Here is a 26,669-nt window from a genome sequence, read left to right as displayed (position 1 = left end):
TCATAAAGATCGACGTCCCCTCCACCTCGGCGGCATCCCGCATCGTCACCAGCAACACGGTCTTGCCGACACCGCGAAGACCGTAGAGGACACTGGGACGCGCGGCGCGGCCCATGCGAATGCGATCCAGCGCGACAGCGTTGCGGTTCATTCTGCCCCAAAAACGCCAGATCTGGGGTAATACGCGGCACGGTCTCGTCACCGGCGATGACGACTGTCATGCCAAGCCGCGTGATATCGTAGAGCTTGCGGCGAAGTACCGACAGCGTTTCATCGCGGGCCTCCCCCTCAGCCCTGGTGCCGAGGACGATCAGCTTCTACCCACTCTCGCGCCAGACCTCGGCTAGTTTGACGCCCAGTTGAGTGTTTGCCTTCGCCAGAGCGACAACATGGTCGAGGATTGACTGACCTGTTCATCTCGCGTGGCCCACCCGAACACATACGCTGAGATAGTAGCGCCGAGCTCATCACCAATGCCGTCCAGCAATGGCAGCCTAGGATACCAGTCACCCAGGAAACGGCGACACTGCCATATCCGGCCACCGGTTCCCGCTTCTCGTCGCCCCTATCTCGGTGCGTCGATACCGGTTGCTGCGAACACCTTCGGTCCGAACCTCACGCGCATGTGGGTTGCGACCTTTGTTGCATAGGCCCGCTGTCGCCAGGCGGTGGGGCTGTGATAAGTGCCGATGGCCTTCCAATAGTCGCCTGTAGCCTCCAGTCCGGAGATGAATATCCAGCGCGCCGCTTCGACATTGAAGCAGGCATCGTAGCGCAGCCAATGGCGGACCTGATGCTCGGACCTGCCGATGAGGCGGGCGATGCGGGGCACCCACCATGAGTTGATCTGGAGCGGTCCCAGGTCATGCGTTCCGTTGGTGTTGGCGATTTCGGCTCCGATCCAGCCCGCCTCCTGCTTGCGCAGTCCCCAGAGGGTCTTTTCGAGCCAGCCATAGCCCCGCGCAGCAATGCGGATGCAGCGCGCGAGCTCGGCCGCCTCCGCCGATCCTCCACGCTGTGCCAGTGCGGGCGTTGGCGCGAGAACAAGCGAGAGCGACAAAAGCGAGGCGATGCCGATATAATAGCGGGGTCGCTGCGATCGTGAGCAGGACAGCGCGTTCATGACGACGTCCGCCTGAAAGCGATGGTTTCTCTGGGGCGACGAGGTTCACACAGGTCAGGTAAGAACGGCGCCCCCGTCAACAGGGCGAGCAGTTTCTGGCCTGACACGATCTGGATACCCGTCGCACCATCGACAACGGCGCGACTCATCCCGCCGGTGCGGCCGGTATGAATGAACAGGCCGCGCTGCCTTCTGGTGGCGCAGAGCTGGGCAAAGTCCCAGACATGTTCGGGCCTGATGGCGTCTTTGTAGCGCTTGGCCTGGATCAGGAAGCGTATTCCATCGATGATGACTTCGCCGTCGACGCCGCCGTCACCCGTATAGCGGCAATTGCGGATGACGCGGTGCCCGCGCCGCTCGAAGGCTTCGAGCAGCAACTCCTCGAACGCGAGCGGGTCCATGGCGCGGAACCGCGCATAATGGAGCGCGACCGGCTGATCGCGGTCCCGCCCCCGCAGTTGCTCGCACATCTCCCGGGCCTGCCGCCGTCGCCATCGATGGCGGATGGGGATGCGGTCGTGACGAAAGAGAAGCGCCAGCAGTGCGGTGCAGAGGATCAGAATGAGAACAAGATTCAGATTCATGGGTAACCCTCCTATCGGTCGTGTCCGCTGCCATGATCGCCATGGTCATGCTGCGGTTGAGGTGCTGGCTGGTGAACATGATGGGGCGCGCTGCCACGCTCGGTGGATTCGGGCGCGCGATCGCGATCGAGAGTGCCGCGCAGGAAGCGGTCGACCAAAACGGCAGCCTCTTGCGCGCGACTGGCAAGGCTGTCAGCGAAGCCCGGCGGGCCTGTGTTACCCCGCCCCTGCCGGCGCTGTTCGCGCTCGGCGTTGCGTTCGTCCCGTTCGCGGGCATTCGCCTCGCGCGACCGATCGTGGCGTTCCTTGTGGCGCGCGCCCCGCTGCTTGTGGCTGTCGGCCTTGAGCCGGCCAAGCCCTTCGAGCGTCGAGGTCTTCTCGCCCGAGCGCGACGCCAGCTTGGCCGCAAGACGTGTCACATCCTCGGTCCACAGCTTCACACCATAGCGAGCGCGGGTGATCGCAGTGTAATAGTTCTGGCCGTTGACCAGACCGGATTCGACCGGCGCCAGCACATAGGTCCGCGGGTAGCTTTTCGACTGGGAGGAATAGACAGTTTCCGCGTAGCCGTGGTCCCAGGTCCTATGAGCGGACAGGTCCACATCCTGCACACGCTCGCCGCGGTCCCATTTGATAGTGGCAATCGTCCCGTCGAAGGCCAACACAGTGCCACGCTCGGCGTTCTTGACGCCGATATCCTTGTTGACGAGCCGCCACTGGATGCGGTCCCCCTCGCCGAGCTGGCGCTGCTCGGTCAGGAAGACGTTGACGTGCGCCGCTTTGCCAAGCCGGGGATTCCATTCAATCTGACGGCCATGCTCGTCGGCCAGGCGCACGACCTGGCGGCCATTATTATTCCGCCCAATCCCGACCACGCGATATTCCGCGTCCCGGGCGATTCCGAGACCCGCGTAGTCGCGCGCAAACTTGAGCACCTGGCCTTCAGTGTAGAAGCGGGCGATCTGCTTTTCCTGATCTGTCATGCCCGCCGGCGTCAGGACTTCGAGCCGGTGATCATTGGCCGCGACCGCGCCCTCGCGTTTCAGCACTTCGCGGATGTGGCTGTTGACGATCAACCGGGTCGCATTGTCGAGCACAAGGATATTGGTGGCATTGCGCGCAGCGGGCCGCAGCCGGGTCCACTCGACGACGATATCCTTGGCGAGAGCCTCTGCGGTCTCCCCGGTGTTCACACGATCGAGCGCGGCAAGCGAAGCCGCATAGTCGCCCTTGCGCGCCATCGCCACCGACTCTTTCGTCGTCCTGGTTTGCTGGCGCATGGGATCGAGAAGTTGACTGGTGGGCAGTCCCAGCTGCTGAAGGAGCCAGAACGCCTTGCCCTGCTCGATCGCACCGGTCTGCTTGTTGTCGCCAAGCAGGATGAGCCTCGCGCCGGTCGCGCGGCTGATCTCCAGGATGCGCAATGCCTGACGGTTACCGAGCTGGCCCGCCTCGTCGAGCACAAGAATATGCCTGTCGGTGATATTATGGCCGCCACCGGCGAGCAGTGAGGCGACCGTGCGGGATTCGATATTTGCCTGGTTACCCAGTTCTGCCGCTGCCGAAGACGTCGGCGCAAGTGCGATTGTCATGTAATCGTCGCGGGTCGCATCGACCAGCGCGCCGACCAGGGTCGATTTTCCTGCGCCCGCGACGCCGTGGATCGCGACAAGACGGTTGTTGCCCGTACCGATCCCTTCGAGCGCGCGCGCCTGCTCTTGCGTCAGACCGGCAGCAACCGCGGCCTCTGCCAGCCGCTCGGAGCTGGCGACGGGAGAGGCATCGCCCATGGCGAGCGATAGATGTTCCGACAGGGCCAGTTCCAGTTTCGCGGTCCGCCGCGACGAGCGTCCCCGTGGAAGCGGTTGATCGCCGGTCTGGCGTACTGTGCGGAGCAGCTTGCGATCGGCTTCCTGAGCATCGAATATCGGACGCACGTCACCGAACCGGACCTCACCGACATGGGAGGCGAGCGCGGTGCGGTACAGCCGCCCGATATTGTTGACCGCTTCACGCGTCTCGCTTTGCCGGATTCCGAATAGCGCAGCGCGGCGGGCGACGCCCGGATCAGTCTCGATCGTGCGTTCGCCGCGCTCCGCGACGGCCGCCAGGAGCTTGTCGAGATCCTCGCGCCAGGGTTCGGCACGTTTGTTCCACCGCTCCTGGAGGTCCTCCAGTCCGATCTTTTCCTTGGCTTTGCGCGTCTCGAAGAAGGATATGCGCCGAGCAGCCTGTCCGGTGAGGCAATGTTCCTTCGCATGGGCGTTTATCTCCTCTGCCCGCTGCGAATATTCGCGGATCATTTCGCCGGGGACGCCGGCTACCTCGAACAGACCGCGGCGCGGATCGAACACAATCTCGTGACCGAGCTCACGCACGTCATGGGCTAGTTCGTTGCGATAAATCTGCCCAGTAACGAGCTGTTCCGCGAACATCGAACGCGTCTCGAGGCTCGACATCCGGTCGCCACGAAGATGGTTGGTCATGTTGAGGACGACGACATGGGTATGAAGGTGCGGATCGAGGTCGCGGCTCGCATGTTCGGTGAAGCGGGCGAAGAGAAGCCGGCCGGTCGTTTCATGGACGATCTCGCCCTCGACGCGGCGGCGCAGTTCGGCATGCTCTTCAAGATGGGCCAGCGCGACGCCAACCGCCCGTTCATGCGCTGCGATGATCCGCTCGTCGCCCGTCACCAGCGCCAGGATCGAGATCGACTTGGGGGCGCTGATGTTGAAGTCCCAGCCGGGATGGTGCTGGATACCTTCCTTGCGGCGCCGACCGAGTTGCTGGTCGCCGACCTTGCCGGCCAGCAGTTCCTCGAACTGTTTGGGATCGACCTTGCCCGACAGGCCGAGACCGGGAGCAAGCTTGCCACCCCATTCAGACGGTTCGTCGCCGCCCTTGGTATAATAGTCGCCGATCGTATAGTAGCGGCTGATATTGGCGGCCGTGCCCTTGAGACGGCGGGGATGTATCATGCCGGCTTCGCCTTCTCGCGCGGTCCTTCGGACCGGCCATGGCTATCGAGCGATACGCGAAGGGTCCCCCGCCGCGCGCCCAGCAGTGGGATGGGCGTCGCGACCACGTCGTCCGCATCAGCATGGTCCTCGATCGGCAAATCGCCCTCGCCCATGTCGGGATCAGGATGATCCGGAGGTATTGTGCTTTTGTCGTGACCGGCCGCCTCTTCGGGGATCGGCACACCGGTCGTCTCGTCCACGGGTGGAGGATCGTTCGGGCGGTTGAAAAAGTCGCCCTGCGGCTTCCCGGGTGTCGGTCTTGCGCCTTGGTCCGATGAAGCCTCTCCTTTCCTAGCGGCCGTTTGTCGTGCTTGCGCCGCCCGGCGACTTTTCCGTGTCTCGCATATGATCTTCTCGCCGATCGGCAGTCGCTTGGGCGGTTCGTTCCGTTCGATGAAGGCGGGTGCGACCGTTGGCAGGAGATTGAAGCGATCAGTGAAGCGCACGACGGGGAGGTTGCGACCGAACCGGAGAAACCCCGAAAGGTTGGGCAGGTGGTTGACCTCGGTGTCCATCACCAGCGGGCGGGTCACCTGCATACGGCTTAAGTTCACCCCGTCGCGCATGTCGTTGACGCCGTAGGACATGCCCTCGTTCGCCTCGACTTGCTCGACCCGGCCGAGATTCTTGGAGATGAGTTGCGAGGTATCGGAATCGTTGGCCCGGAGCGCCACCCAGGTCGAGCAGTAGCCGGTGATGGCGGCGGCATCCTCCTTGCCGTAGGTGGCATTGAGCTGGGGATAGGACTGGAACCCCAATATGCCGCAGCCCCCATATTTGCGCGCACGGGCCAGGAAGTCGGATAGCGAAGGAAGCTTCTGAAGCGTCGGCAACTCGTCGATCACGCAATAGAGCCGCCGGTTGCGATCGGGCGTAAGGCTCATGATCGCGCTGATCGCGATATCGAGCCAGACGGTGATGAGGGGACGCAGCGAGGGAAGCTGGTCGGCCTTGACGGTCACGAACAGCCAGCTGTCGTCCTTCTCGTCCTCGACCCATTTACGGATCGAGAAACCGTCCACCGTATCGTCAAGATAGGAGAAACTGCGCATGACCGAGGCGAGCTCGGCCTGGACGCCGGCAGAAGTGCGCTCCCCTTCCGAGGAGATGAACGCGGCGGCATCAGTGCCCTTCACATAGGCGGCGAGGTCCGCGACCGGGGAGCGGAGCACGCGGTCGAGCAGGATCGAGATGAGGGTGTGCTTCTGCCGGGCAAGCTTGCGCAGGACCGCGACCAGCGTACCGCGTGCTGCCTTCGACCAGAAGGGATCGCCATGCTTGTCGGGGATGGTAGATTCCGCGATCTGGTCGTAGTGATACTCCTGCGGGACATCGACCCAGGGGCTCCAGATGTCAGTGCGCTTGTCCAGCGGGTTAAGGAGGATGTCGCGTCCGGGGCGGTAGAATTTCTCGACGAAGCTCCCGGCGGTGTCATAGACGATGGCCCGCTTGCCCTGCTTGCGGATCCCAGCGAGCATGGTGGTGATGAGGTTGGTTTTCCCCGTGCCGGGGGCGCCGACAAGCAGGATATGCTCCGGCTCGAAGGCCTCTGGCACCGCGACGCCGCCGATGTTGAGCGCCCCTTTCTTCTGCCCCCGGAGAGCACGGCGGACTTCCGAGATCGTCCCAAAGCGGGCGCCGCGAATATATTCGTTGGACCCGAGGCCGCGTCCTGTCCGGGTAAAATAGAACCAGGCGAAAACCAGCGCGGCGAGTGCCCCCATACCGGCAATGGCCGCCCCATGGATGAGGTCGGTTTCGAGTTTACCGAGCGCCTTCTTACCGACGCGGGATTCGATAAGGGCGTCGGCCGACGTCCAATATTCCCGACCGTCCGGGGTGCGGAACAGCATGGGGTCACTGGTTCCTCGCGCGGTATCGGCCTTGAAGCTGGCCTCCGCCATCTTGACCAGAACGAAACGCTGATACTCGCTCGACTTCTCGAAGGCATACCAGCCAGTCCCCATCGCCCACAGGACGATCCCCGCGACCACGGTCTGGAAGAAGACCTGGGTGGTCATCCTGACATTGTGGACGATCGCCTGACCACCGCGGGTCCATGAGCCCAATGTGTCGTTACGGAAGATGCTCATGATTGCGCCCTCCCCCGAACAGAGGCATCCGGGACCGCCTGATCCTTCAGTTCGGGGTGAGACCCGGACGGCAGAAGGAAGCGATCGCCGCCATCGCCACCGTGGCAGGAGCCTCTAGTGGGGGACAGGGAGCCGACAAGCGCGCCCGTGACGGGGGTATCCCCACGCCCGCTCATGGCTGGTCCTCCGGCCCGAGCAGGCCCTTCGCTTCGAGCAACGCTTTGGCGTCGGCCATGCCCTGCTCGAGCGCTTCGGGCGACCGACGGCGTACCGATGCCGCGACGATCGAGAGTGTCTGTATGACGCAGGAGAGGATTTCGTCCTGCGTCGTATAGACGTAGCCGCCGCGAGGGTCGGCGGCCTGGTCGATCGCAGGGCGGAGGAGTTCGGCAACGCTGATGCCGACTTTACGAGCACGGCGCTGCAGCCGCTCGCAAAGCGCATCGTCTATCCGGATTGTGATCCTTGCCAACGTGGGCGCTCCATCAGGAGCTTCGGCAAGGAGATCACGACGCAGCCGCAATATAGCGCGGATGGACGGCAATCACAATAAAATCGACGTGGCAGACGCGTCTGCCAGCAGAAAACGGCGGAAATGCTGGGGGTTTGGGACGCCGCTTTCTGGGGCGGCAGACGTGTCAGCCACTTTTGTGGTTTTTTGGCTGACGCGTCTGCCAGCGCAAGGCACTGATTACAGGGCCGTTTTCGGCCACAGCACCCGTGCGTACGGTGCATTACAAACCGCGCAGCGCGTGCGTCGCTTGCCCGCAGCGACAGCGTCGCTGCGTCATCTCTACCGCTGCCGGGCGCACCCTTGCGGTTTCGGTCGATGTGGGGGAATTTGCCGCGCTATGCGGCGGGGGTCGCTTGTGGCGCGTGTGCGCCTGTGCGACAAGGCGGGCGTGACGAGTGGGCCAGCCTGAACAAGGAAACTGGTCATGCCGAAAATGTCTGAACGCGATAAGCTCGCCGATCTGGAAGCGCGCGAGAAACGTATTGCGAGCGAGATTGCCGCAACGCGCCAGAGGCTGCGCGATCGCTATGCGGGAATCGTCACGGCGCTGCCGGTCGAGCAAGTGTCGGAACGCGAGTTCCGCGACGTGCTGGGCCATGTGTTGCGGCTGGGCGGTGCTGCCGCGCTGGCCGCGCTCAAGGGGGCATCGGTTGCGCCCGATGCCTCCCGTTCGGGGAAAGCGCCAACGGCCCAAGCGCCCGCGAAGGGAGACAACGGCGCGGCTGCCGTTCCCGGCGCGGGGACGTGAGACTGTCGGCCCTTCCCTTTTTGGGTTCCTCCCGCCGCCGCGCCGTCAGGCGCGGCGGCGTCCGGTGGCACGAAAAAAGGCCAGCGCGCTGGAAAGCGCGCCAGCCTTGGCGGGGGTGTCGCAATGTGGGGCGCGGCGCTTGAGGCAGCGCCGCGCCGTCTCGTGTCAGCCGTAGCGGCGCGCTCGCCTGAACGTGTCCGAGGGCTGGAATATATCCTCCGCCCGGTAGGTGTCGATAGTGTGCGGTCGTTGGGGCTTGGGCTTATCCTTCGGCCAGTGGAAAGCGTGAATGGGAACGCCCTGCTTCCGCATGGTCTGGTAAAGATTGGCCTGTATGCCCGATCCCTCGCAAAGCACGGCTTCGACCGGACGAAGTTCGGCTATTTTCTTGTTGCGGGTGAAGGCGGGTTTCTTGCCGCCGCCATAAAGGCCGAAAGCGACAATCGGCACACCTTCGCGCGCGGCCCATGCTGCCGCGATGGCATCGGCCCCCTTGCGCTGCCCGGTCGTCACAAGCGTCATGTGCGGAACGCGCGCCTTGATTTCGGTCAGCTTCGTCCAGAGGGGTTCCCATTCCTCCCATATGGCGGGGCCGGAAAAGACGACAACCGGGCCTTGCGGATGGTGCTGTTCCCGCTTGGCGAGGGCGCGTTCCCGCAGGAAATCAACCGCGCTGATATAGCTTGCGGTCGTTACGGATGACGCCTTGCTACCCTTGGCCGGTGCCCATGCGCGACGCCAGCAAGCCTTATACATGGCGGCGGCGTAGTCGCGCATTGTTTCGATATTGGCGCGCTGCTCGGCAAGCGACTGGCATTGAAGCTGCGTATCCTCAAGGTCTTTGTTGAATACCTCGCTCGGCTCCATGCGCCGTGTCATGTCTAGGATTTTGCTGGCCAGGTCATCCTCTTGGCGTTTCAGCGTTCCCGCGACGAATTGGAAGCTGTTGACGATGCCCCAAGCGACTTGCGGGGCCAGCGGGTCAAGGCGTGTGTCGGTGAATAGGCAGTAAAGCGACGTGATAAGTTCGCCGCAAACCTTCTGCGCGGCAAACGGCTCGGGCATGTCATGTTCGCCCGGTTCTTCGCCCGGTTCAATGATCGAAAGGGGAAGCGGGTCGCCAAACGACGCTTCAAACTCCGGCGTTGCGGTTTCCTCCGCGATAAGTTCCGACAAGTCGGCAAGTGTGCTAACGCTTCTCTTAGCTGACTTCTTGGTCATGGGTCACTCCTGATGGCAGGTTGATCGGTCAGGGTCCGGGGAAGCGTTGCTGCGCTCCCCCGGCCCGTCTCGGCCTAGCGGCTAGAACTGGACTTCATCGTCCAGATCGGCGGCGGCGCCTTGGCTGGACAGTTCGCCGTTTTCATTGGCGGTGCTGTCCCCGAAGCCGTAGTCGTCACCGCCGCCGCGACCGGAAGGTGCATCGTTGCGCGACGTGCGGAGGGTAGGCCCGAAATCGTCGCGTTCCTGCCTGCGCCATGCTGCGCGGAAGCCTTCTTCAATCGAGCCGAAAAGCGCGATGGGGAGGGGTTCGGGCATAGACGGATCGTCCACATGGCCTTGATAGAATACCTCGCCCGTCCGCTTTGCGACGGCTGCCCAGAGCGCGCCGACCTGCACGACGCGGCCGCCGACATTGGGGGCGATGATCTCAAAAGCGGGGGCCAGTTCGTTTTCGCTTTCGACCGGGCGCAAGGCCAGCTTGGGCAGGTCGATGGTGCGGGTAGCAATCCAGCCCAAAATGCGCCCCTTGTTCAACTTGAACTCACCGATATTCATTGCCTTTACTCCTATATGTGCCTCCGGGGATCATTCCCCGTCTGCACCTATACTTATACCACCTCCCCTTTATTTGTTATATGTCATTGTTTTCTTGACAGTATTTCATCGTGTCTGGTGAGCCTGAGCCAAGAAAAAGGCCGCGGTAGCGGCCCGAACAAGGAAAAGCATGGCGAAGCCATTCCTTCCTGATCACCTGAGGAGAAGCGGGTGCCTGTCTGTCATCGCATCCGGAGCCGCCTTCGCCGGGGCTCAAGGGTCAGGGCTGGTCCGGGCAAGCAAGGGACGTCGCGCTGCGCCCTAGTGGAGGTTGAAGAAAATGGGCCTGCCGACACCTTTGGGACAGGCAATTCCGTCGGCAGGCCCATTTTCTTCTACCGGAGCTTGGGCGGAGGCAGCCCTTGCTTGCCCGGACCAGCCCTGGCACGCCGAGACCGTGCGAAGCGGCGCAGGATGCGATGACAGACCTGCTCCGAGGGTGATGGCGGGCCGAGGCGTCCTCGCCGAGGTCCGCAGCGACGGTGCCGCCGGCGCGACGCTCGAAGACCAGCGCCGGGCGCGCCGCCAAGGTGCTAGGCCGGCCCCATCCAGAGAACGTCGAGGAGGATGCTGCTGGCCTTGCGTGCCTCGACGATGACGGCAGTATCCAGGAGCGGCGGGAAATCCTGCGCGCCCCTGAGCCGCCAGACGTGGCCATCGTCCATCTCGAGGAGGAAGCCACGCGCGTTGCGGCGAAGACGGCCATGGAGACGCAGGGGTGCAGCCGCCATGGACACTGCGCGGGAGGATGGCCGCTGTGGGCGGCCCCTGCGGAGGAAGAAAGCATGACGAAAGTCCTTCAGCATAGGAGGTTTGAGAGCTTGATTGCGTTCTTTTTATGTTCTAGTAAATGGTTGAAAGGACGTTTCTCCATGATCGCGGATTATCTCACCACCTTCGATTTTAACATGCCACTGATCGATGCGGTGAACGACTCCGATCTTACCGGCGTGCGTAGCGAACTCGCCGCCCTCGCTCTGGGGGAAGGCCTGGATTCCGGCTACTATGAGGCGCAGGAACTGGCAGAAGCCTTTCTCGATGCGGCTCGCGAAGCCAATGCGGAAATCACCGATCCGAACAGCCCGGCGCGCAACCGTCTGGTTGAGATTCACGATCACGGGTCTTCCTATCAGCGCCGTCTGTTCGACAAGGTTGCGCCCCTGCCGCTGGCTGATGCCGCAAGCGATCTGGTCTGGCTCGCTGCCCTGATGCGCGATCGGGCAGACATGTATCGCCCGGTCGAAGCGGCCCGCCAGTCGACGCGCTGATCCCGCACACCTGACCTCGACATCCGGTAATTTCACACGAACCGACTGGCAACTAACGCTTGATCGGGCTAGGGGATGTGCGTCTGCCGGTGGTGGGCCGGAGCGTTGAAACTCCGAGAGATAGAGTCGGCTGCATGCCTTTGCGGCCGGATGGCCTGTACTATGTCCAGGCTCCGGCTAAAAATTCAGGCACGCGTCTATCTTTCGCGTTTTCAACCGTCCGGCTCAGGGGCCGGCATCCTCCACAAGGAGGGTGCCCGCCGACTGAGCGCGGACTAGCGGAGAACCAAAGATGACGGATGAAGCACCTGGGTTGGAAAACGCTATCAAGCACATGGAGGCGGCTCTTGAATGCCTCGTCGATCCCAAGGACCAGGTGGTGGCGATGCGGCTGTCGCATGCGCTGGATTTGGCCCGCGAGCGGCTGCTCGAAGGGGCCTGAGGCTGTGCCGCCTATGCGGAAATGCGTTTCAGCATGTCCGCGGGCGACACGATCGTGGGGGCAGGCAAACCTTGAACCTCAAGTAAATCCCGGTCCCCACTCACCAGCCAGCGGGCCGATCCGGCAATGGCGGCGCGGATAAACATATCATCGTCGGGATCCCGGCTGCTGACCGGGAGAGGATCGCTGTTCAGTTCCACCCAGTCCGCGATAGCGCTGAAATCGTGCAGGATCTGGTTCCGACGCTCGATCGTCAAATATCTGTCGAACTTCGGACGCCAGAGCCGGGATCGGAATTCCTCGAAAGTGGGTTCGGCGAAGATCAGCCGGGCATTAGCGATCACCCAGTGGGTCACTCTGGCAGGGGGCGATTCCGCCGAAAGCGCGGCGCTGATGAGGACATTCGTATCGAGAACGAAAGCGTCACCCTTCATCGGAAAGCAGACGCTCCAGTTCGCTGTCGGTCAGGCCCTTGCGCGCAGCCTCGCTCGCGGTTTCGCGTAGCGTGCGGGCAAGCCTGTCCGCGTAGAACTCCCGCATCGCCGCGTAATCCTCCGGGGAAACCATGACGCCGACCACCCGGTTGCGGCGCGTAACCCGCACGGGCTCGCGCTGAACCCGGTCGATCAGTTCGCCGAAGCGGGTTTTGGCTTCATTGGCCGTAATCGTCTGCATAATACCTCCATTCGATCGTATCGATCGAAACGATCGATTCAATATCTAGAGATGAAACGCCCGCCTTTCAAGCGGTGGACAACGGTCCGCAAAGGATCAGAGGTCCATGAAGCGAAGCTGTTGCAGAGTTCGGAAATTGGCATCGCGCCGAGCCTCGGTGTGGCAGGCGCAACGGCCAGTGTCGGTCTCCTTGATGCCGGTCGAGAGGCAAGGATAGGTTTTTCCGGCGCGAGAGCCGGTCATGATTCGAGCGGTCGAACGGCAGTCCAGGCGACGATCAAGGGCGTAACCGATATCGCGCAGCCGCCGCTCGATGTCGTCGAGAGTGACAGGGTGCCAACCCTCGTCGACGCGAGCGGCAAGCTCATTGGCAAGGGCGGGATTCATAAGCGAATGTCCTTCGATTGATGGCCCTGCGTGCCCGTGTGGGCCAGGAGTTTTCGCGAAAGCCCCGGCGTGGTCACCGTGATGTCAGTCGAGGCGGCCGGAAGTTAGAAAGGCCATCCGTTTCGCGTTGCTGGACAGGACGGCAAAGCGGTTTTCGGCTCGGAGAAAGACGACGATATAGCGTCCACGCTCGCACAAGTGACGGATGTTGGCCCGGCTGCCTTGGCTGGACCCATCCCAGATGACGAAGCCGGCCCCTGCCAGGCCAGACATTTCGCGGTCTTTCGCGTTGTGGAAGGCGCGCGTGCCGGAAGGTGCGTTGGCTCTCACGTGTTGGACAGGCCAGTGCCCGAGATTGTGCCGGGGGCTCGTGTCGCTGCAAAAGACCGTGACATGACGCACGCCGCAATCGGCAAGGAACCGCTGGACAGCCGCGTCCGCACCGCGTGCATCCCCGATAACGACGGGCAGCGCCTGGTCGACGATGGCGCAGAGCCGCTCCTTCACGACGGTCGGGAGGTGCCGGATCGACAGGGATCCCGAAATGAAGACCGGCGGCGTTCGAGACAGACTACCCGAAGCGTGGTTGGCAACGTGCATGGCTGGTGGACTCCCAAATGGACCTCACCACCATCCCTCCTCCTTCTCTTCGCGCGGCTAAGACGAGGCCCGCGGACTATGCACCGTCCCGATGCCGCAGTTCGCGGAATTGCCGCAAAAACTCCGCCTGATCGGGGTATCGCGCAATCCATTCGGCGCGGGGGATCAGAAACCCGGCGGCGATCAGCCGGCTGCGCAGGTCCGCGGTGACGATGTCCTTGAGGCGCTCGGGCATCTCGAGCGGAAACGTGTGAAACTGGCATAGCCAGGATAGGTCGTCCGGCTCCTGATGATGCCGGAAATACTCGGCGTCGAAGAACAGCTCGGCGTTCACGACCTGATTATTCCTGATCTGCACGACATATTGGCCGCCTGGCGGCGTCGTCGCCAATTTGGGGGCCGATACCTGCCGGGCGTACCATGCGCGGGCGGAGGCGAACGCGATCCCGCAGGCACGACCGTAGACGGCATGGAGGGTCCAGCTTACCGGATGTCCGGCGGAGCCGAGATGAAATGTGATTTCCTGCATGGCGCAACTCCTGTGAAGAGCAGAGGCAGCGCCTCGCCCCGATGCGACCCACTTCCCGGATTGCGTGCATCCCGCTGACGCGAGATCGTCATTTCTGATATTTGGCGATGATCCGCCGAGCGAGATGCTCGATTTCTCCGCGGTCGGCGGTTTCGGTGCAGTCGCCCGGAAAGACCGTGAAGTCGTCCGACGCCGCACTGCCTTTGCTGACGTATATCCGCCAGACGTTACGACGCAGTTCGGCCTGTTCCCTTGGCTCGGTCCCTGGCATGAACATATCCGCCCACCGGCGCTCGTCGGGGTGGTCCGAGAGGTCGGTCCAGTCTCCGAGCGTGCCGAAGACCGTAAAGCCGTCGACCACGGCGTGATGCTCGCGTGCGGCGCGGCGTTCGGCCTCGCGCCTGGGTGCGTCGCGTCTCTCCCTGGCCTCCGCCTGCTTCCACCGAAGCGATGCCAGGCCGTCTTCGAGGCCCTTGATGATGTCGGGCGCCACGGCTTCCTGCCGCTTGGGCACGATGTAATAGTCGCGCGACCGCGATCTGTTCGGCGCCATAGCGCGCGAGGGTCAGCAACGCCTGGAGTTCGGTTTTTGACAGCGTGATCCGAAGGCCGCTGGTCATGACGTGGGTTTTCATCGGCGGCGCTCCTGGTGCCAGGGTTGCAGGCCCGCGAGCGGGAGCTTGTGTTCCCGTGTGGCGTGGTGGCGGTCTTCCGAGAAGAAGCCCCAATGGCCGGTCAACGAGTATCGCAGGAAGAAGAGCTTCTCGCCCTCCTCGGTCCTGATCCACATGCCCGGCTTGATGGGATATTGGGCGGCAGCGTCCATTGGCGTAGCTCCGTGACGATGGGAATCGGGATCAGGCGACGTGCAGGACCAGACCTTCGTCCATTGCCGGACGCGTCTCCGTTATGCGGAATGGCTGGATCGGATCGCCCGTGCGCAGGACGAACTGATGGCGTCCGGTGGTCTCGCGTATGCGGATCGCCAGCGCATAGGCTCGGTCGAAATCGCAAAGGCGGGATCTGAGCGGCGACAGTTGGGCCATGATATCCTCCTTGTGTGTGCGTTGAGGAAGCTTTGCGTCCCGCCAGGCGGGCAAGGTCGACGCTGGATCAGGGTCTCAGGTGATGGGCCGTCGCGATCGGAGAAGTGCGAGCAGCGCCATGTGCATTTCGATCATCAGGCGACCGCTTCCACGGCAATGCGGAACGCCGCGCCATCGTCCAGGACGAGGTAGATTTGCGTCCCGGTTTCGATGTCGCAGCTCGCGATGCTGTCGATATTGGCGCTGGTGCCGTGGACTTCCGAAATCACATGCGGCGGACGGTCTTCCTCACGAGCTCCGCCATCGTCACATTTGGCGGCATGCGTCTCCAGAAGCTCTGACAAAAGCCCGGCGATCGTGCTTGCGCGGGTCGGATTGTCGCTGTCGTCCCCGGCGGTGTCGACCACCTCGCGCAGGATCGGCGTCAGCACGTCGTTGATCTGGAAAAGCAGGTTCGACCTTCCGCTATCGCCCAGGCCGTCGAGCAGCCGGTCGGGAATTAGGTTGTTGACGGCATGGGTCGCGTCGTCGACCAGCGCGTCGAATTGATCGTCGTGCATCGGATGTTTCCTTAAAAGGCACGGCCGGAGCCGGCGCGGCAGGCACCGGCCCGATCGTTCGGGATCAGTCGGGATTCTTCCACCGGGCGTGGAAAAAGACGTGCATGGGCACGTGCCGCGCGGCGGCTGCCACGGCGTCCTCGAGCCCCGGACGCCATTCTTCGGGAATCTCGACCATGATATTGGTGCCGCAAAGGCCGCCATCCGGCTCGACCGCGATCGGCGCTTCACCAGTCCAGGCCTCGGCTGGAATCGTCACGCTCCATGCGGGTTCGGTTTCATCGGGACCGGACCGGACGATCGTATGCCGTCCAACCAGGCTCGATAGCGCGAGGCCAGATGAAGGCTGCGACCGCAGACGGGCCGCGCGCCAACCGAAGGCGTCCAGTGCGAGCAAGGCCCGTGGACTGTCGATCCCCGAGCCATTGTCGAGGACGGAGAGGGTCGGACGTCCTTCATAATCGAACGTTTCGACATGGATCCGGCAGGCACCGGCGCGTTGGGCGATGCGGAACAGTTCGCGTAAGATCGTATCGAGCGGACCGGGCGGCTCGTCGGCCTGTGTGAAGCCGGAACGGCCGCTTGTCGTGCGTGTCGAGGTGGAAAATGACATAGGAGTCTCCTGACTGGCAGCGAACCCATCGCCGCACCCCTCCCGCCACCTTCCCTTCCATCAGGGCGATTGAGCCGTTCACTGACCGAGGACGTCAACGCTGGGCGGTCATCCTGGCCCGAACACGCTCCAGCCATTTGTCCGGGTTGCAGTGGTGATCGATAAACTCGTGGGACCACGCGAACACCGTCGCGGTGTCGGGCTCGACCGTGTCGAGCGCATCGCCATAGTCGGGATGGTGCGCACCTTTGCACGAGTTGCGCATGAATATGAGCGCGCCGGCGCACATGGCGCGGGCATCGGTGCCGTCGCCCGGGATGGTCTTATGGCATGGCAGCGGCGGCCCATCGAACTGGATTTGCTGCGTGAAGTCTTCCGGCCGATAGCCGCCAAGCCAGCCGGCAGGATGGTCGCGGCGCCAGGGGCACTCGTTGCACGGCCGTTTGAGCAGGGGCTTCACGCCGCACCTGCCCGCAGGGTGTGCAGCGTTTCATTCATGAGCCAGCGGGTCGGGCCGCCGAAGATCTCGGTGTCGGATATGACATAATATCCGCCCGCAAAGGAGCGGCACCCGTCGTCCTCCTCGTTACCTTCCGCCCACTGAAAACCGAAGGGCAACGCGGATTTGCAGACCTTCTGGATCAGCGAGGCGATTGACGGAACGTCGACATCATGGCCGCTGATGAATGCGAACTGCGCTTTGCCCTCCGGATCGCCCCGGATACTGAGGTCGGCGTCAAAGCCGAGAAAGCCGGGATCGGACCAGAGGTCGAAGAAGCCGGCGAAAGGATCGTCTTCTTCCGGTTTCTTCGGGAAGGTGATCTTGAAAGCGTCGCTGCGGGATGCGTAGTAAGCTTTCACCGTCTGCATGCCGTCGATCGGAAGTTCGGCGAAATCGCTGGACAGCTCATCGGCCACGGCAAAGCATTCTTCGAGTAACAGGGCTTCGTGCGGCATCACCGGAATGGCGAAAGCCGTTCGCACAAAATTGTTGGTCATGTTTCGGCTCCTTGATGAAAATGACGGGATTTGGCTCGACCGGGCGAATCCCGTTCGGTCACCGATCGCGTCATCGGGGTTCGCGGGCGGCTCCTCGTGGAGCGGAAGGTCTCGCGGACGCAGCTAGATCGTCGGCCCGTGCGGCAGCCGGTCGGCGATCTCGGCGTCGGTGAGATTTTCGAGAAGCTTCTGGACAGTGCCGACGCCCGGTTCATGGACGAGGATGGACCGTTTGCCGTGATGCTCGGTGGGCCAGGCGTCGGGATTGAACTGACCTGCGAGACCGCGAAAATCATCGTGCGTGCGCTCCCAGATCAAATCCAGGGCGGCGTCTCGCGACAGGTTGGCCATAGCGACCTTCTCATACGCGATGATCGCGGCCCGCATCGCGTCGGGGCTGCTGCGATCGCCGAGGTTGCAATATCCGGTGAACCAGCGCCTGCGTCCGTCGATGCTATCGATCTCGAAGAAAACCGAGCCGACGAAGCCGGCCTTGAGCTCGGACAAAGCGAACATCCCGGCTCGCATGAAGAGCGGCGGCAGCACTTCAAGCATCGTGTCATAGCCCTCGCGGTCCACCTCGAACCACGTATTTTCGTAGGCTTTCCCGGAGATTCGATCCTCGAACGGGCAGTCGGGAATCCGGTTGAACAACTCGAACATCTGCTTGCGCGTCGCAACGCCGTCGAAGATTTTCGTGAAGGGCGGCTTTTGTGTCATGGCACGGCTCCTTGTGGACGCGGCCCGACGCGCCGCGCGAAACGACGCGCCGGACATGCGCGAGGGGAAAGCTTGGCTACTCGGCGGCGTCGACCGAAGGCGCGTCGTCATTGTCCGCGAAGGCGGCCTCGACCAGATGGTTGACCGCCTGCATGCTGATCGCCCGGTCCTTGGGGATCAGCCAGGTGACATGCTGGCGCAACGCCTCGCGCACGCGCTCGAGGACCGCCGCATCCTCGCCGAGAAGCAGCATGTTCGCGGCGAAGCGGGCCTGCATCTCGAATGCCGCCTGTTGGGTGTAATGGCTGTCGGCGTCGCAATCCTCGTTGGGCCAGAAGCAGGAGGCTTCGAGCAGCGAGGCGAGTTCGCCGGGCGTGATCGCGCAGTCGGTGCCGAGCAGGATGGCGACGTCGTCGAGGTCGCTGCAACAGTCGGTGGGGACGATCAGCACATCGGCGGGGAATGCGAGGATGTCGGCGGGTTCCTCGGAATCGGCGGTGGCCCGCACTGCGAGCTCGAGCGTGATCGCGCCGACGCGGCCGGAATCGACGTCGTCGGGAACCGATGCCCCGTCGTCATAGTGGAACGTCTCGTTGTCCGTCTCGACCTGAAAGGACAGCCCCAGGACGCGCGGGAGCGCATTGTACCAGCCATATCCGGCGAATTCGAGCATCGCGCGAACGGGCGAGCCGCCGAGACCATCTGCGGATTTCAGCGCGCGGTCGACGCACTGCTCGATGTTCGCGGATAGCGTGGGCATGATGACCATCGGTTCCCCGGCGATCCGCTCACCCGGAAAGATGTCGTTCGTTTCGGCGATGCGGGGTGTCCAGAGGTGCAGGAAGGGCGCCGCCTCGGGCAGCGAGATGCCGAGTTCTCGCGCGCGGAGCCATTGTGTGTAGGAAAGCCGATGATGGCCCTCACGGGCGATGGTGCGGAAAATCGCCGCTTGGCAGGCTTCGCGCAGGGCGTCGAGCGCCGTATTCTGGACCATTTCCTTGCGTGCCGGAAGCACAAACTGCAAATTTTTCGCGTCCACGATGTCGACCTTGGCATACCAACCGCGCCCGCCATCGGCGTCATGGACATGCGGCAGGCGGCACGGGACGGTGAGGCCATGGAAGTTGATTCGGGCCTGCTCGCGGTGGGGCGTGTACTTGTCGAGAAAAACGCCGATGCTGCACCCGTTCCAGTTTTCGACGCGCACGGCCTCTTTCAAAAAGGCTTCATGGGCCTGCCGCTCCTCGCCATAAAAGACCGGAAGCGGATAGAAGCGCGCCGCGTTTTTCACCGCTTCTCCAAGCTCGTCGATCCACGCCTTGGACAATTCGATTTCGATTTCGGTGCCCTTGGCGATTATTGCCGGGACAAGTTCGAGCGGCTCCCCGCTCTCCCACTCCTGCGGCGGGATCGTCACTTGCCATCCGTCCTCGGCGTCGGCGGGGCGCGACCGGATGACGACATGGCGACCGGCAAGGCTGAAGACACCCATGCCCGCCGGATCCTCGCTGCGGGCAATGTCGCTGTCCCAGCCTGAGTCGCCGAGCGCGAGAAGCTTGGTCGGATCGGCTATGCCTCTGCCATCGTCGCGGATGCGCAGGATCGTGGCGCTATCCCGGTCGAACCGGCGGATGTCGACGCGAGTGGCACCTGCTCTGCGGGCGTTCTGGAGGAGCTCGTGGAGCGCGTCGGCGACGCAGCCGGCAAAAAGTCTTGTCGCCTTGTGGATGATCGACTCGCCGACACTGGCGTGGATCGTGGTGGGAAATGTCATGTGAGCCTCCTGGGTTGCCGCGACCTCATCGCCGCACCCCATCACTCTCCCTTCGCTCCACGGCCGGGCCGCGCCGCCGAGCGGTGGCCGCTCGGCGGGATCATGCCGGTGTCGGATGTTAGGAGGGGCGCGATCGGGGAGCCGCGCGGTCAGGGGGCAGTTCGCTCGAAAATAGCCTCGCCGTTGGAGAACACGTCCAAGCGGACGAGGGTCGCGAACCGCTTCTTGAAACCGACCGCGATCTGGTCGACCCAGCGTTGCGCCAACCCTTCCTGACCGGGATGGATGTCGTGGCGCAGGACCACCCAATATGCGATGCAGCCGCAATATTCCGAGATGCCGAAGCGGGCGTAGCGGTTCATGGCGACAATACGGTCTTCGCGGTCGATCCAGCCGGTCGCGGTCCATGCCGAAGGATAGAGCGCGAGCACCTGTTCGCGGAAATCCTCGACGATGAAGTCCCAATCGTCCTGGGCCGCGACTTGGCTGAAATGGCGGGTATAGGGCTCGTCGTCGTCTTCGATCCAGCCCGCGTCCCACTGCGAGAAGGCGACATACGCCTCGCTGGGATAGGATACCGAGCGCCCCATCGTCAGCTCTCCTCGTCGGAAGGCGGCTGCACGCTGGTCGGCCGCGTGGCGACTGGTCCGCCGTTCGCAGCGGATTCGGGATCTTGTCGCAGGGATTCCGGCCTGATCGTCGGATGAGCGGGATCGGACCAGTCGATATGGTCGATGATCCAGCCCGGCACGAAGTCCCAGTCGAAACAGAGGTCGTAGCCGTCGGCGACCGCGCTCCAGGCCGCCTCGACGGCGCCGGTCCAGCCCACGACGGTCAAGCGCAGGTCGGCGGTGCCGACGGCATTGCAGGTTTCGCGGATAGCGAGTGCCAGGGCGATGGCATCCGGATCGGTGGCGGGACGGTCGCGCAATGTCAGCACCCCCTCCCAGAGGCAGGCGGCGGTTTCGAGCGCGAATTCGAGCGTGTCCGTCTGCGTGACGCCGCTCCGGTTTTGCGCAGCGGGCGCGATCTCGACCTTCTCGAAATCGCCGGGCCACGGGACGTCGATGGGCGATGGGATATCGGGCGGAGTGTTGCTGCCGGTCGTCATGCTGCGGCCTCCTCGTTCGCGGCCTGGCGGGCGCCCTCCTCCAGGGTGTCGAGGTCGATCGGCAGCGGTTTGGCGGGCTTGTCGGTGATGATGACCACCGCGTCGGGCTTGTAGAATTCAACGCCGATCGTCGAGATACGGATGCGGGCGACAGGTTCGCCGGACCGCACACGCTCATTGCCCTTCCATTCCATTCGCACGCGGTGCCCGTCGGCGGCGATCTCGACGGTCTTGAACGGGTCATAGTCGCCCTTCGCATTGGCCGAATAGGTGGCCTGTGTCGTCGCGTAGACCGCGTTGGCCCTGGCGGTGCTGCGCTTGCCGATGCAGGCCGCAACCATGCGCAGATTCCAGATCGCCTGGAGTTGCTCGGCCTGTTCGCGCGATGGATTGATCAGAGGCACGGTGTCCGGTTTGGCCGAGGCTTGACGGGCCTTCTTTTCCGGCACGGTGTATCCGCACGCTTGCATCAGGTCGCGCCAGTCGCCCTCGCTGAGCTCGAGGGAATTCTCCGACGCGATATGCGCCGGGAGCGGGACCGGGCTTTCGAGCCGGAACCGTCCGGCGTCGATTGCTGTGGATTTGGGACTTTCGGCGCCATGCTCGCGGGCGAAGGCCTGGATGATGACCGGGGTCAGCTCGCCGTCATAGCGCGGCACGTCGCCGAGCATCGACCGCTCGAACGCGAGCCGGTGCAGGATATGTTCGATCCAACGGCGGCGGTTGGGGCCGCCCGCGGCAAGCTTGGCGCCCTCGACACACTGCTGCCGGGCATCGGCGGGCGTGATCTCGCCATTGTCGACCTTGTAATAGAGATCGTAGCTCGCCCAGATCGTGCGGGAATCCATGTTGCCGAGCGCGTGGCGGATCTGTTCGTCGCTCGTGATATCCTCCCAGATCGCCAGTGCCGCATGGGCTCTGTTGATGCCGCGCTGAAGGTCGCGCAGTTCGGCCAGCAGCGTCTTGATCCGGTTGGCCCGCGTGCGCGGGTTGTTCTTCATGTTGGCGAAATGCTCGACGCCGCTCGCGCGACCCAGCCAGTAGGTCGCGGCCTTTTCGGCGTTCACGGCGGCGCTCGATGCCGAATGCATGCGCTCCTGCGTCCGGCGCGCCTGACGTTCGCTATGATGGCCGACAAGGATGGGCTGGCCCATGTAGAAGGCTTGCGAGAGTTCATCGGCGCGCCGGGAAAAGGCATTGGCCTGGGCGTGCCGCTTGTGGGAAAGATCTTCGAGCCGCTCGGCCTTGATGGCGGCGCGCTCGGCCAGCGTCATTTCCTCGGGCTCGATCTCACCGGCCAGTTCGATGGCGAGGTCTTCGCGCTGCGGCGTCCATTTCGGCGCCACGAAAAGCTCCTGTTTCGGAGCCCATTTGAAGCCCGCTTCCTTGACACGGGCATAGGTCTCGGCATCGAGGCGGGACGATGCGTAGAGGTGGATCTTGTTGTCCTCCGGGCTGTATGTCGCGGTGAAGCTGATCATTGATGGTCCTTTCAAACGCCCGCCAGCATCCTGTGCCGGGGCGGATCGGTGCATTTGCATGTCCCGGAATCACGAAGCCCGGCGCGATGGCCGGGCTTCGTGCGTGGGTAGAAATGTCGGTGGTGGAGAACTATTCGCGCAGGTCTCCGGCGGCTACGTCGCCGACCCAGGACGCAGCTTCCTCGAAATCGGGATCGTCTTCATCGACCAGCGCCGCGAGCGCGACAGCCCCGGTCCGGCCGAGCTGACCGAGACGCTGGAGGGCGGCATAGAGGACCGGCGCAAGCTGCTCGGGTGTTGCGGTGTCGAGATCGTCCGTGTTCATGCAAATGCTCCTGATTATGGAGGGATGGCGGTCGGGGACAGCCCGCGGCGCGGGCGATACGATCCGGTGCTCCCGACCATTCGCACCGGAAATTCCGGAAAATCGGGGTCATTCCGTAAGTGTGGCGGCCGATAGGCGGGCCATGTTCGGCACGATCAGCCGCCCGCTCTCTCGGGCTTGTCGAGTAGCACGACCGCGATCGACGGTTTTTCGGACACATCGGATTTGCGGCTGTCGTAGGGGTGGCGGCCTTCCTCCGCGATCGTAAACATGTCGAACACCGGGACTGGTGAACCTCCGCCATCGGGCACGGTCATGCTCGCATCGTGGTAGCAAATGTCGATGCAGCGTGGCGGTCCGCCGGTGCGGTAAGGACCGAAATAGAAGGTGACGCGCAGCCCCTCGCTCGTTTTCGCGCTCACCGTGAAGCCCCCGTCGGGAATGTCGATCGGCAACGTCGGGACATGGTTGAAGATGGCAAAGCCGACGTTCTCGGCATCGGCGCTGGTCATGACGGGCAATTGGGTGATGCTCGCCGGTGAAGGTTGGTGATCCATGCGAATGTCCCCTAGGTTGCTGTGATGGTCTGGGAGCTCGCCTGGCGGCGACCAGGCGATCATTTGTTCCGGCGGAAACCCGCAGCGAGATCAGGAGCGGCGACAGGCCTTTTCATCCGGCGTTTCTATTTGGGCGTAGCGCCTGCCGCCGCTACGGCGCTTGCGGATCCGGCCATCGAGAAACGCATCGGCCCATCGCTCCGCCTCCGCCGCACGGGCGCCGCCGGCGCACTCATCGGCTTGCTCGAAGATCGCATATGCGAGGGCATATTGCTGCCTTTCCGGCAGGGCCAGGAGCGCGGTGGCGATCGGCAGGGCGGTCTCGTTGAATTCGAGCACGTGTCGCCCGCCTCCATGATGCATCAGTATGGCGACCCGGCCTTTGCTGCCGATACCCGTGGGTCGGGCGATCCGAACATCGTGTGATGCGTAGGTGATCGAAGCGCGCGAGGTTTCTGTGTCGCCGGGATGGAAGACGCGATCTTCGCGGCTGGGAAGAGGATGGGCGAGGATCTCATAGCGGTCGAAGTTCTCGACCCTGCGGATGCGGTTCATGGCGGTCATGCTCCTGCCATCAGCGCGGTCGCCCGACTTTCCGAAGCGCAGGCCGCGTCGACGTTGGCGATCCATTCCGGATCGATACAGACGCTGTCCACCGCCCAACCGCTGACGGATGCGGGAACCGGTTCACCCTGGTCTCGGGGAATCATGACGAGGTCACCGGAATCGGCGCCCTCGACGTCGTAGTCGACCACGCGAACCGTGATAGGCCGGTCGGCGGCGATACCCTGGACAAGACCGCCGTCGAGCGTGACGACGATATTGGCTTCGACCGGGAACGGGGTGTCGCAATTGATCCGCGTGCAGAGATCATCGATTGCATCCGGGGATAGCGATTTGTGACGGCCGAGGTTGCTGCCGGTATCGGCAAGATCGGACGGACAGTGGTGCCGCTGGTATCCGCGAAGCGCCGCAAGAACGGTCGACCGCTCGCGGTCGTCGAGCGCCAGGGTGGTCATGCCCTGAAGTTCGGACTTTTCGAGCCGGACATCGAATCCGGAGGCATCGGCAAGCTTGCTGACATCGACGTCGGTGACATTGAGGCCGAACACCGCGAGCTGGACCAACTGCGCCGCGGCCAACCCAAGCTGCCAGCAGTCCCCATCGACCAGCGACAGGGATACGGGATCGAGATCGGCGCGAAACGCGTTCACGCGCTCTGCCGCGGCGATGCACGCCTCTCGTTCGCTGGCGTGATAGCTGATGGACGCCGGCGTTTGCGAGAAATGGAATGTTGTGACGACATAAATATCCATCATGGGTCTCCAATGGCGATGACGAATGTCAGGTGGCGGCGATCAGGCGGCGCGCCGGCCGTCGTCCTGCCGAAGTCCGAGATCGGCGACGGTAAGAAGGTCGGACCGGGGTTCGAGACGATCGAACGCGGCGGTCAGGTCGTCGTGACGATGATTTCCATAATGCTGCTCCTCAGGCGGCCAGTCGCGTGGGCGGGGTGTCGGGTTCGAAAAGGGAAGTTCGCGGTGGATGCGCTCAGCGCGCCTCGCAGGTCGGGCAAGCGCGTGGACCGGTGCCCGCGTACGAGCCGCTAACATGGTCGTTGCGGTCCGCGACCTTGCGGGACATCACCTTGCGGCCCGCCCCATCGAGCGGGGGCCGGGTTCGACAAGGACGGTTATGCGATTTCTTCCAGCGTCAGCCTGCCGGTGGCGAAGCATCCGGTATCGATCCAGCTCATGTTCGCGGCGGTGACGGACTCGGCGAGCGGCGTGTGGCCGAAATAGACATGATCGACGTTGCGGATCGGCGGCAGGGGGAGGTTACGTTTCGCGGTTCGCACGCGATCGCGCGTCCACATGGCGTATTCCTGCACCTGGGGGCAGTCGAGACGTTCGATGAACGCGTCCCAATCGTCGCCCGGCACGTCGGCGTGGACGAAGCCGATCTTGCGGCCCGAGGGTGAGATCACGGTAAGCGCGACCGGAAGCGCCATCGCCAAGGCGGCGAGACGATTCCTTTCGTCGGCAGGCAGATGGGCAAGCCAGATCCCGCCGTTGATGATGTGCATGGTGGGATCGCCGTTGACGGCCTGGATCATCAGCTCCTCGTGATTGCCGCGAATGCTGGTGAACCAGGGTTCTGTGAGCAGCGCCAGGACCTCAGCGCTTTTGGGGCCGCGGTCGACGAGGTCACCGAGGGCAACCAGCCGATCGCGTCCCGTGTCGAAGCCAACAAGCCGGAGCTGCTGCATCAATTCATCGTAGCAGCCGTGAATATCACCGCAGACGAAGAGACGCCCCCGTGACACGGATTTCGGGCGCGCGAGGACGCACGCGTGGGCAGCAATGATTTCCATGACGCAGCTCCTCAGGCGACGAGCCGCGAGGGCGGTGTGTCAGGTTCGGAAAGATGAAGTTCGCGGCGGATGCGTCGTGCCAGGGTGTCGGGCGCCATCAGGTCAGCGATGTCCCCCCAATGGTTGCGATCGCCGCAATAGTCCTTGCGGCCGGTGACACGGCGGAACATGATCTCGCGGCCGCGCCCCATACAGCCGAGGCTGATCTGGACGTATATCTGTTCGCCGTGCAGAATGATCTCGCCCGACACCGAGATTCCTCCTTGCACCGAACGAATATCGAAGCTGTCTTCGGGCAGGCGAAGCGCGTCGGCCAACCGGCGGAGCGCCTTGCGCGCGTCCGAGTGGAACAGCTTCTTGGCGGCCTCGTCATAGGCAACGCCTTTGTGAGCCAGCGCGATGAGCGCGGGCTTGCGCCTGAGATCGGCAATGGCATCCATGCAGGCGCGCCGCAGTTCGACATTGGGACGCTCGATCCGAGAGGCGATGTCGCCGAGGTGACGTGCAAGCAGAATTACGGCGGGATCGCTTTCGTGAGGCCGCCCGGCGTTGCGGCAATCCGTGATCGCGGCATTGAGGGCGTGCAAGGCGGTCGGCAGCGTGATCAGCGCCGAGGGATCGAGCGCCTGCTGAAAGCGAAAGGCAATGTCGTACGACATGGGGTCAGGCTCCTGAGGTCCGGGCGCATCAACACACCCGCCTCAATCCTTCCCCCTCCTCCCCAGTCGGGCGTCGCGGCAGCACCGCGGCCGAGGATCAGGTTCTTTTTGCGCGCGCCCGGAATAGCAGCCGGGTCAATTGATGCTCGCTGGCGCAGAGCACCGACAGGATATGGACGCCGCGGCTGAAAGAGCCACCGACACCGTCCCGGGCCTGGTAGGCGTCGATCGCCTCGAACGCGGTTTGGCCCAATTCGCCGACGCGCTCGACCGCCTGTTCGACGATCGGAGCGAGCCGCGCCGCGTCCAGTGCCATGATCTCCGTTGGCGGTTCAGCGCGTATCGGGGCCGTTTCCATCGGCCGGTCATCGCTGGAAGTCGTCCGGTGTGGGAGCGGCGCGGGTTCGAGGGTCTCTGCGCTAGTCCCGCTCGGCTCATCAGCCGCGGCACGGCCGAGAGCGTCGCGCAATTCGTCGATCTGACGCTGCATGTCGTTCGCCCAAGCCATCAGCTCCGGCTTTCCGATCGGGATATCGATCTGGGTGAACTCCCGGTTGATGGCGCGGGCATCGGCTTGGGTTCCCACTATCCTGGTGTGAAGCGTGCCGGGTTCGACGGCGGTGTAGAAGATCATGGGTTTGAATCCTGG

General features: G+C 63.5%; 35 protein-coding genes. 3 read left to right on the top strand and 32 right to left on the bottom strand.

Annotated elements, in window-relative coordinates:
- Positions 1–565: 565 nt before the first annotated feature.
- From AC07X9_RS04210 to AC07X9_RS04190, 5 genes are all read right to left on the bottom strand, one after another.
- Positions 566–1,123, bottom strand: coding sequence for a lytic transglycosylase domain-containing protein (locus AC07X9_RS04210; RefSeq protein WP_048575778.1), 558 nt, complete (start codon positions 1,121–1,123; stop codon positions 566–568).
- Entirely contained in the window at positions 1,120–1,707 is a 588-nt protein-coding gene (locus AC07X9_RS04205) for a restriction endonuclease (protein WP_048575779.1), read from the bottom strand. Before AC07X9_RS04205 ends, AC07X9_RS04210 begins: the two co-directional genes overlap by 4 nt.
- Positions 1,708–1,718: 11 nt before the next feature.
- The gene (gene mobF, locus AC07X9_RS04200) at positions 1,719–4,685 is read right to left on the bottom strand and encodes a MobF family relaxase (protein ID WP_066519823.1); all 2,967 of its coding nucleotides are present in this window, start codon (positions 4,683–4,685) and stop codon (positions 1,719–1,721) included.
- Complete coding sequence (locus AC07X9_RS04195; RefSeq protein WP_086485518.1) at positions 4,682–6,820, bottom strand: type IV secretion system DNA-binding domain-containing protein; 2,139 nt, start codon at positions 6,818–6,820, stop codon at positions 4,682–4,684. The genes mobF and AC07X9_RS04195 overlap by 4 nt, the downstream gene beginning before the upstream one ends.
- Positions 6,821–6,992: 172 nt before the next feature.
- Positions 6,993–7,292, bottom strand: a complete 300-nt coding sequence (locus tag AC07X9_RS04190) for a ribbon-helix-helix domain-containing protein (protein ID WP_048575782.1) — start codon at positions 7,290–7,292, stop codon at positions 6,993–6,995.
- Between the two features lie 466 nt (positions 7,293–7,758).
- Here AC07X9_RS04190 and AC07X9_RS04185 point away from each other — a divergent pair, with 466 nt between their 5' ends.
- Positions 7,759–8,082 (top strand): hypothetical protein, encoded by a 324-nt coding sequence (locus tag AC07X9_RS04185; protein WP_048575783.1) that lies wholly within the window; start codon positions 7,759–7,761, stop codon positions 8,080–8,082.
- 165 nt (positions 8,083–8,247) lie between these two features.
- Here AC07X9_RS04185 and AC07X9_RS04180 read toward each other — a convergent pair whose 3' ends face one another.
- From AC07X9_RS04180 to AC07X9_RS04170, 3 genes are all read right to left on the bottom strand, one after another.
- Positions 8,248–9,303 carry an SLOG family protein gene (locus tag AC07X9_RS04180; protein ID WP_048575784.1) on the bottom strand — a complete coding sequence of 352 codons (1,056 nt, stop codon included), beginning with the start codon at positions 9,301–9,303 and terminating at the stop codon, positions 8,248–8,250.
- Positions 9,304–9,384: 81 nt separating this feature from the next.
- Entirely contained in the window at positions 9,385–9,861 is a 477-nt protein-coding gene (locus AC07X9_RS04175; RefSeq protein ID WP_048575785.1) for a DUF736 domain-containing protein, read from the bottom strand.
- A gap of 572 nt (positions 9,862–10,433) precedes the next feature.
- Complete coding sequence (locus tag AC07X9_RS04170; RefSeq protein WP_048575786.1) at positions 10,434–10,631, bottom strand: DUF5818 domain-containing protein; 198 nt, start codon at positions 10,629–10,631, stop codon at positions 10,434–10,436.
- 54 nt (positions 10,632–10,685) lie between these two features.
- Here AC07X9_RS04170 and AC07X9_RS04165 point away from each other — a divergent pair, with 54 nt between their 5' ends.
- Both AC07X9_RS04165 and AC07X9_RS04160 read left to right on the top strand, forming a co-directional pair.
- Entirely contained in the window at positions 10,686–11,168 is a 483-nt protein-coding gene (locus AC07X9_RS04165) for a hypothetical protein (RefSeq protein WP_231923294.1), read from the top strand.
- Between the two features lie 292 nt (positions 11,169–11,460).
- Positions 11,461–11,610 (top strand): hypothetical protein, encoded by a 150-nt coding sequence (locus tag AC07X9_RS04160; RefSeq protein WP_169800572.1) that lies wholly within the window; start codon positions 11,461–11,463, stop codon positions 11,608–11,610.
- 11 nt (positions 11,611–11,621) lie between these two features.
- Here AC07X9_RS04160 and AC07X9_RS04155 read toward each other — a convergent pair whose 3' ends face one another.
- From AC07X9_RS04155 to AC07X9_RS04040, 24 genes are all read right to left on the bottom strand, one after another.
- Complete coding sequence (locus AC07X9_RS04155) at positions 11,622–12,044, bottom strand: putative toxin-antitoxin system toxin component, PIN family (protein WP_048575788.1); 423 nt, start codon at positions 12,042–12,044, stop codon at positions 11,622–11,624.
- The gene (locus tag AC07X9_RS04150; protein ID WP_048575789.1) at positions 12,034–12,285 is read right to left on the bottom strand and encodes a type II toxin-antitoxin system prevent-host-death family antitoxin; all 252 of its coding nucleotides are present in this window, start codon (positions 12,283–12,285) and stop codon (positions 12,034–12,036) included. The genes AC07X9_RS04155 and AC07X9_RS04150 overlap by 11 nt, the downstream gene beginning before the upstream one ends.
- Positions 12,286–12,381: 96 nt before the next feature.
- Positions 12,382–12,672, bottom strand: coding sequence for a hypothetical protein (locus AC07X9_RS04145; protein WP_048575790.1), 291 nt, complete (start codon positions 12,670–12,672; stop codon positions 12,382–12,384).
- Positions 12,673–12,756: 84 nt separating this feature from the next.
- Entirely contained in the window at positions 12,757–13,272 is a 516-nt protein-coding gene (locus AC07X9_RS04140) for a hypothetical protein (protein ID WP_048575791.1), read from the bottom strand.
- A gap of 76 nt (positions 13,273–13,348) precedes the next feature.
- The gene (locus AC07X9_RS04135; RefSeq protein ID WP_048575792.1) at positions 13,349–13,801 is read right to left on the bottom strand and encodes a hypothetical protein; all 453 of its coding nucleotides are present in this window, start codon (positions 13,799–13,801) and stop codon (positions 13,349–13,351) included.
- A gap of 88 nt (positions 13,802–13,889) precedes the next feature.
- Positions 13,890–14,354, bottom strand: a complete 465-nt coding sequence (locus AC07X9_RS04130; protein ID WP_048575793.1) for a hypothetical protein — start codon at positions 14,352–14,354, stop codon at positions 13,890–13,892.
- Between the two features lie 78 nt (positions 14,355–14,432).
- On the bottom strand, positions 14,433–14,627 hold the full coding sequence (locus AC07X9_RS04125) for a hypothetical protein (RefSeq protein WP_048575794.1): 195 nt from the start codon (positions 14,625–14,627) through the stop codon (positions 14,433–14,435).
- Between the two features lie 31 nt (positions 14,628–14,658).
- Positions 14,659–14,847: a hypothetical protein gene (locus tag AC07X9_RS04120; RefSeq protein WP_048575795.1), complete on the bottom strand. Its 189-nt coding sequence runs from the start codon at positions 14,845–14,847 to the stop codon at positions 14,659–14,661.
- Between the two features lie 134 nt (positions 14,848–14,981).
- Entirely contained in the window at positions 14,982–15,407 is a 426-nt protein-coding gene (locus AC07X9_RS04115; protein WP_048575796.1) for a hypothetical protein, read from the bottom strand.
- A 64-nt stretch (positions 15,408–15,471) separates the two neighbouring features.
- Entirely contained in the window at positions 15,472–16,020 is a 549-nt protein-coding gene (locus AC07X9_RS04110; RefSeq protein ID WP_048575797.1) for an ATP-binding protein, read from the bottom strand.
- Positions 16,021–16,114: 94 nt separating this feature from the next.
- The gene (locus tag AC07X9_RS04105; RefSeq protein ID WP_048575798.1) at positions 16,115–16,480 is read right to left on the bottom strand and encodes a DUF6283 family protein; all 366 of its coding nucleotides are present in this window, start codon (positions 16,478–16,480) and stop codon (positions 16,115–16,117) included.
- Positions 16,477–17,019 (bottom strand): hypothetical protein, encoded by a 543-nt coding sequence (locus AC07X9_RS04100; protein WP_048575799.1) that lies wholly within the window; start codon positions 17,017–17,019, stop codon positions 16,477–16,479. The genes AC07X9_RS04105 and AC07X9_RS04100 overlap by 4 nt, the downstream gene beginning before the upstream one ends.
- A gap of 123 nt (positions 17,020–17,142) precedes the next feature.
- Positions 17,143–17,796, bottom strand: a complete 654-nt coding sequence (locus AC07X9_RS04095) for a DUF1419 domain-containing protein (RefSeq protein ID WP_231923293.1) — start codon at positions 17,794–17,796, stop codon at positions 17,143–17,145.
- Between the two features lie 19 nt (positions 17,797–17,815).
- Complete coding sequence (locus AC07X9_RS04090; protein WP_048575801.1) at positions 17,816–19,513, bottom strand: ATP-binding protein; 1,698 nt, start codon at positions 19,511–19,513, stop codon at positions 17,816–17,818.
- A 149-nt stretch (positions 19,514–19,662) separates the two neighbouring features.
- Positions 19,663–20,103 (bottom strand): hypothetical protein, encoded by a 441-nt coding sequence (locus AC07X9_RS04085; RefSeq protein ID WP_048575802.1) that lies wholly within the window; start codon positions 20,101–20,103, stop codon positions 19,663–19,665.
- A gap of 2 nt (positions 20,104–20,105) precedes the next feature.
- Positions 20,106–20,624, bottom strand: coding sequence for a hypothetical protein (locus AC07X9_RS04080; RefSeq protein WP_174521978.1), 519 nt, complete (start codon positions 20,622–20,624; stop codon positions 20,106–20,108).
- Positions 20,621–22,105: a DUF3560 domain-containing protein gene (locus AC07X9_RS04075; RefSeq protein ID WP_086485517.1), complete on the bottom strand. Its 1,485-nt coding sequence runs from the start codon at positions 22,103–22,105 to the stop codon at positions 20,621–20,623. The genes AC07X9_RS04080 and AC07X9_RS04075 overlap by 4 nt, the downstream gene beginning before the upstream one ends.
- A gap of 130 nt (positions 22,106–22,235) precedes the next feature.
- Positions 22,236–22,430: a hypothetical protein gene (locus tag AC07X9_RS04070; protein WP_048575804.1), complete on the bottom strand. Its 195-nt coding sequence runs from the start codon at positions 22,428–22,430 to the stop codon at positions 22,236–22,238.
- A 155-nt stretch (positions 22,431–22,585) separates the two neighbouring features.
- Positions 22,586–22,987, bottom strand: coding sequence for a hypothetical protein (locus AC07X9_RS04065; RefSeq protein ID WP_048575805.1), 402 nt, complete (start codon positions 22,985–22,987; stop codon positions 22,586–22,588).
- A 90-nt stretch (positions 22,988–23,077) separates the two neighbouring features.
- Positions 23,078–23,542: a hypothetical protein gene (locus AC07X9_RS04060; protein WP_237449626.1), complete on the bottom strand. Its 465-nt coding sequence runs from the start codon at positions 23,540–23,542 to the stop codon at positions 23,078–23,080.
- Between the two features lie 5 nt (positions 23,543–23,547).
- The gene (locus AC07X9_RS04055) at positions 23,548–24,306 is read right to left on the bottom strand and encodes a hypothetical protein (protein WP_066519806.1); all 759 of its coding nucleotides are present in this window, start codon (positions 24,304–24,306) and stop codon (positions 23,548–23,550) included.
- A gap of 374 nt (positions 24,307–24,680) precedes the next feature.
- Positions 24,681–25,361, bottom strand: coding sequence for a metallophosphoesterase (locus AC07X9_RS04050; protein WP_048575809.1), 681 nt, complete (start codon positions 25,359–25,361; stop codon positions 24,681–24,683).
- A gap of 11 nt (positions 25,362–25,372) precedes the next feature.
- Positions 25,373–26,020, bottom strand: coding sequence for a hypothetical protein (locus tag AC07X9_RS04045; RefSeq protein ID WP_048575810.1), 648 nt, complete (start codon positions 26,018–26,020; stop codon positions 25,373–25,375).
- A gap of 97 nt (positions 26,021–26,117) precedes the next feature.
- Entirely contained in the window at positions 26,118–26,654 is a 537-nt protein-coding gene (locus tag AC07X9_RS04040; RefSeq protein ID WP_066519796.1) for a hypothetical protein, read from the bottom strand.
- Positions 26,655–26,669 lie beyond the last annotated feature (15 nt).

The sequence above is a fragment of the Sphingobium sp. GW456-12-10-14-TSB1 genome (genome assembly GCF_059424385.1).
The sequence above is the reverse complement of the archived record's forward strand: the minus strand, read 5'-3'. Positions and strand labels throughout refer to the sequence as shown.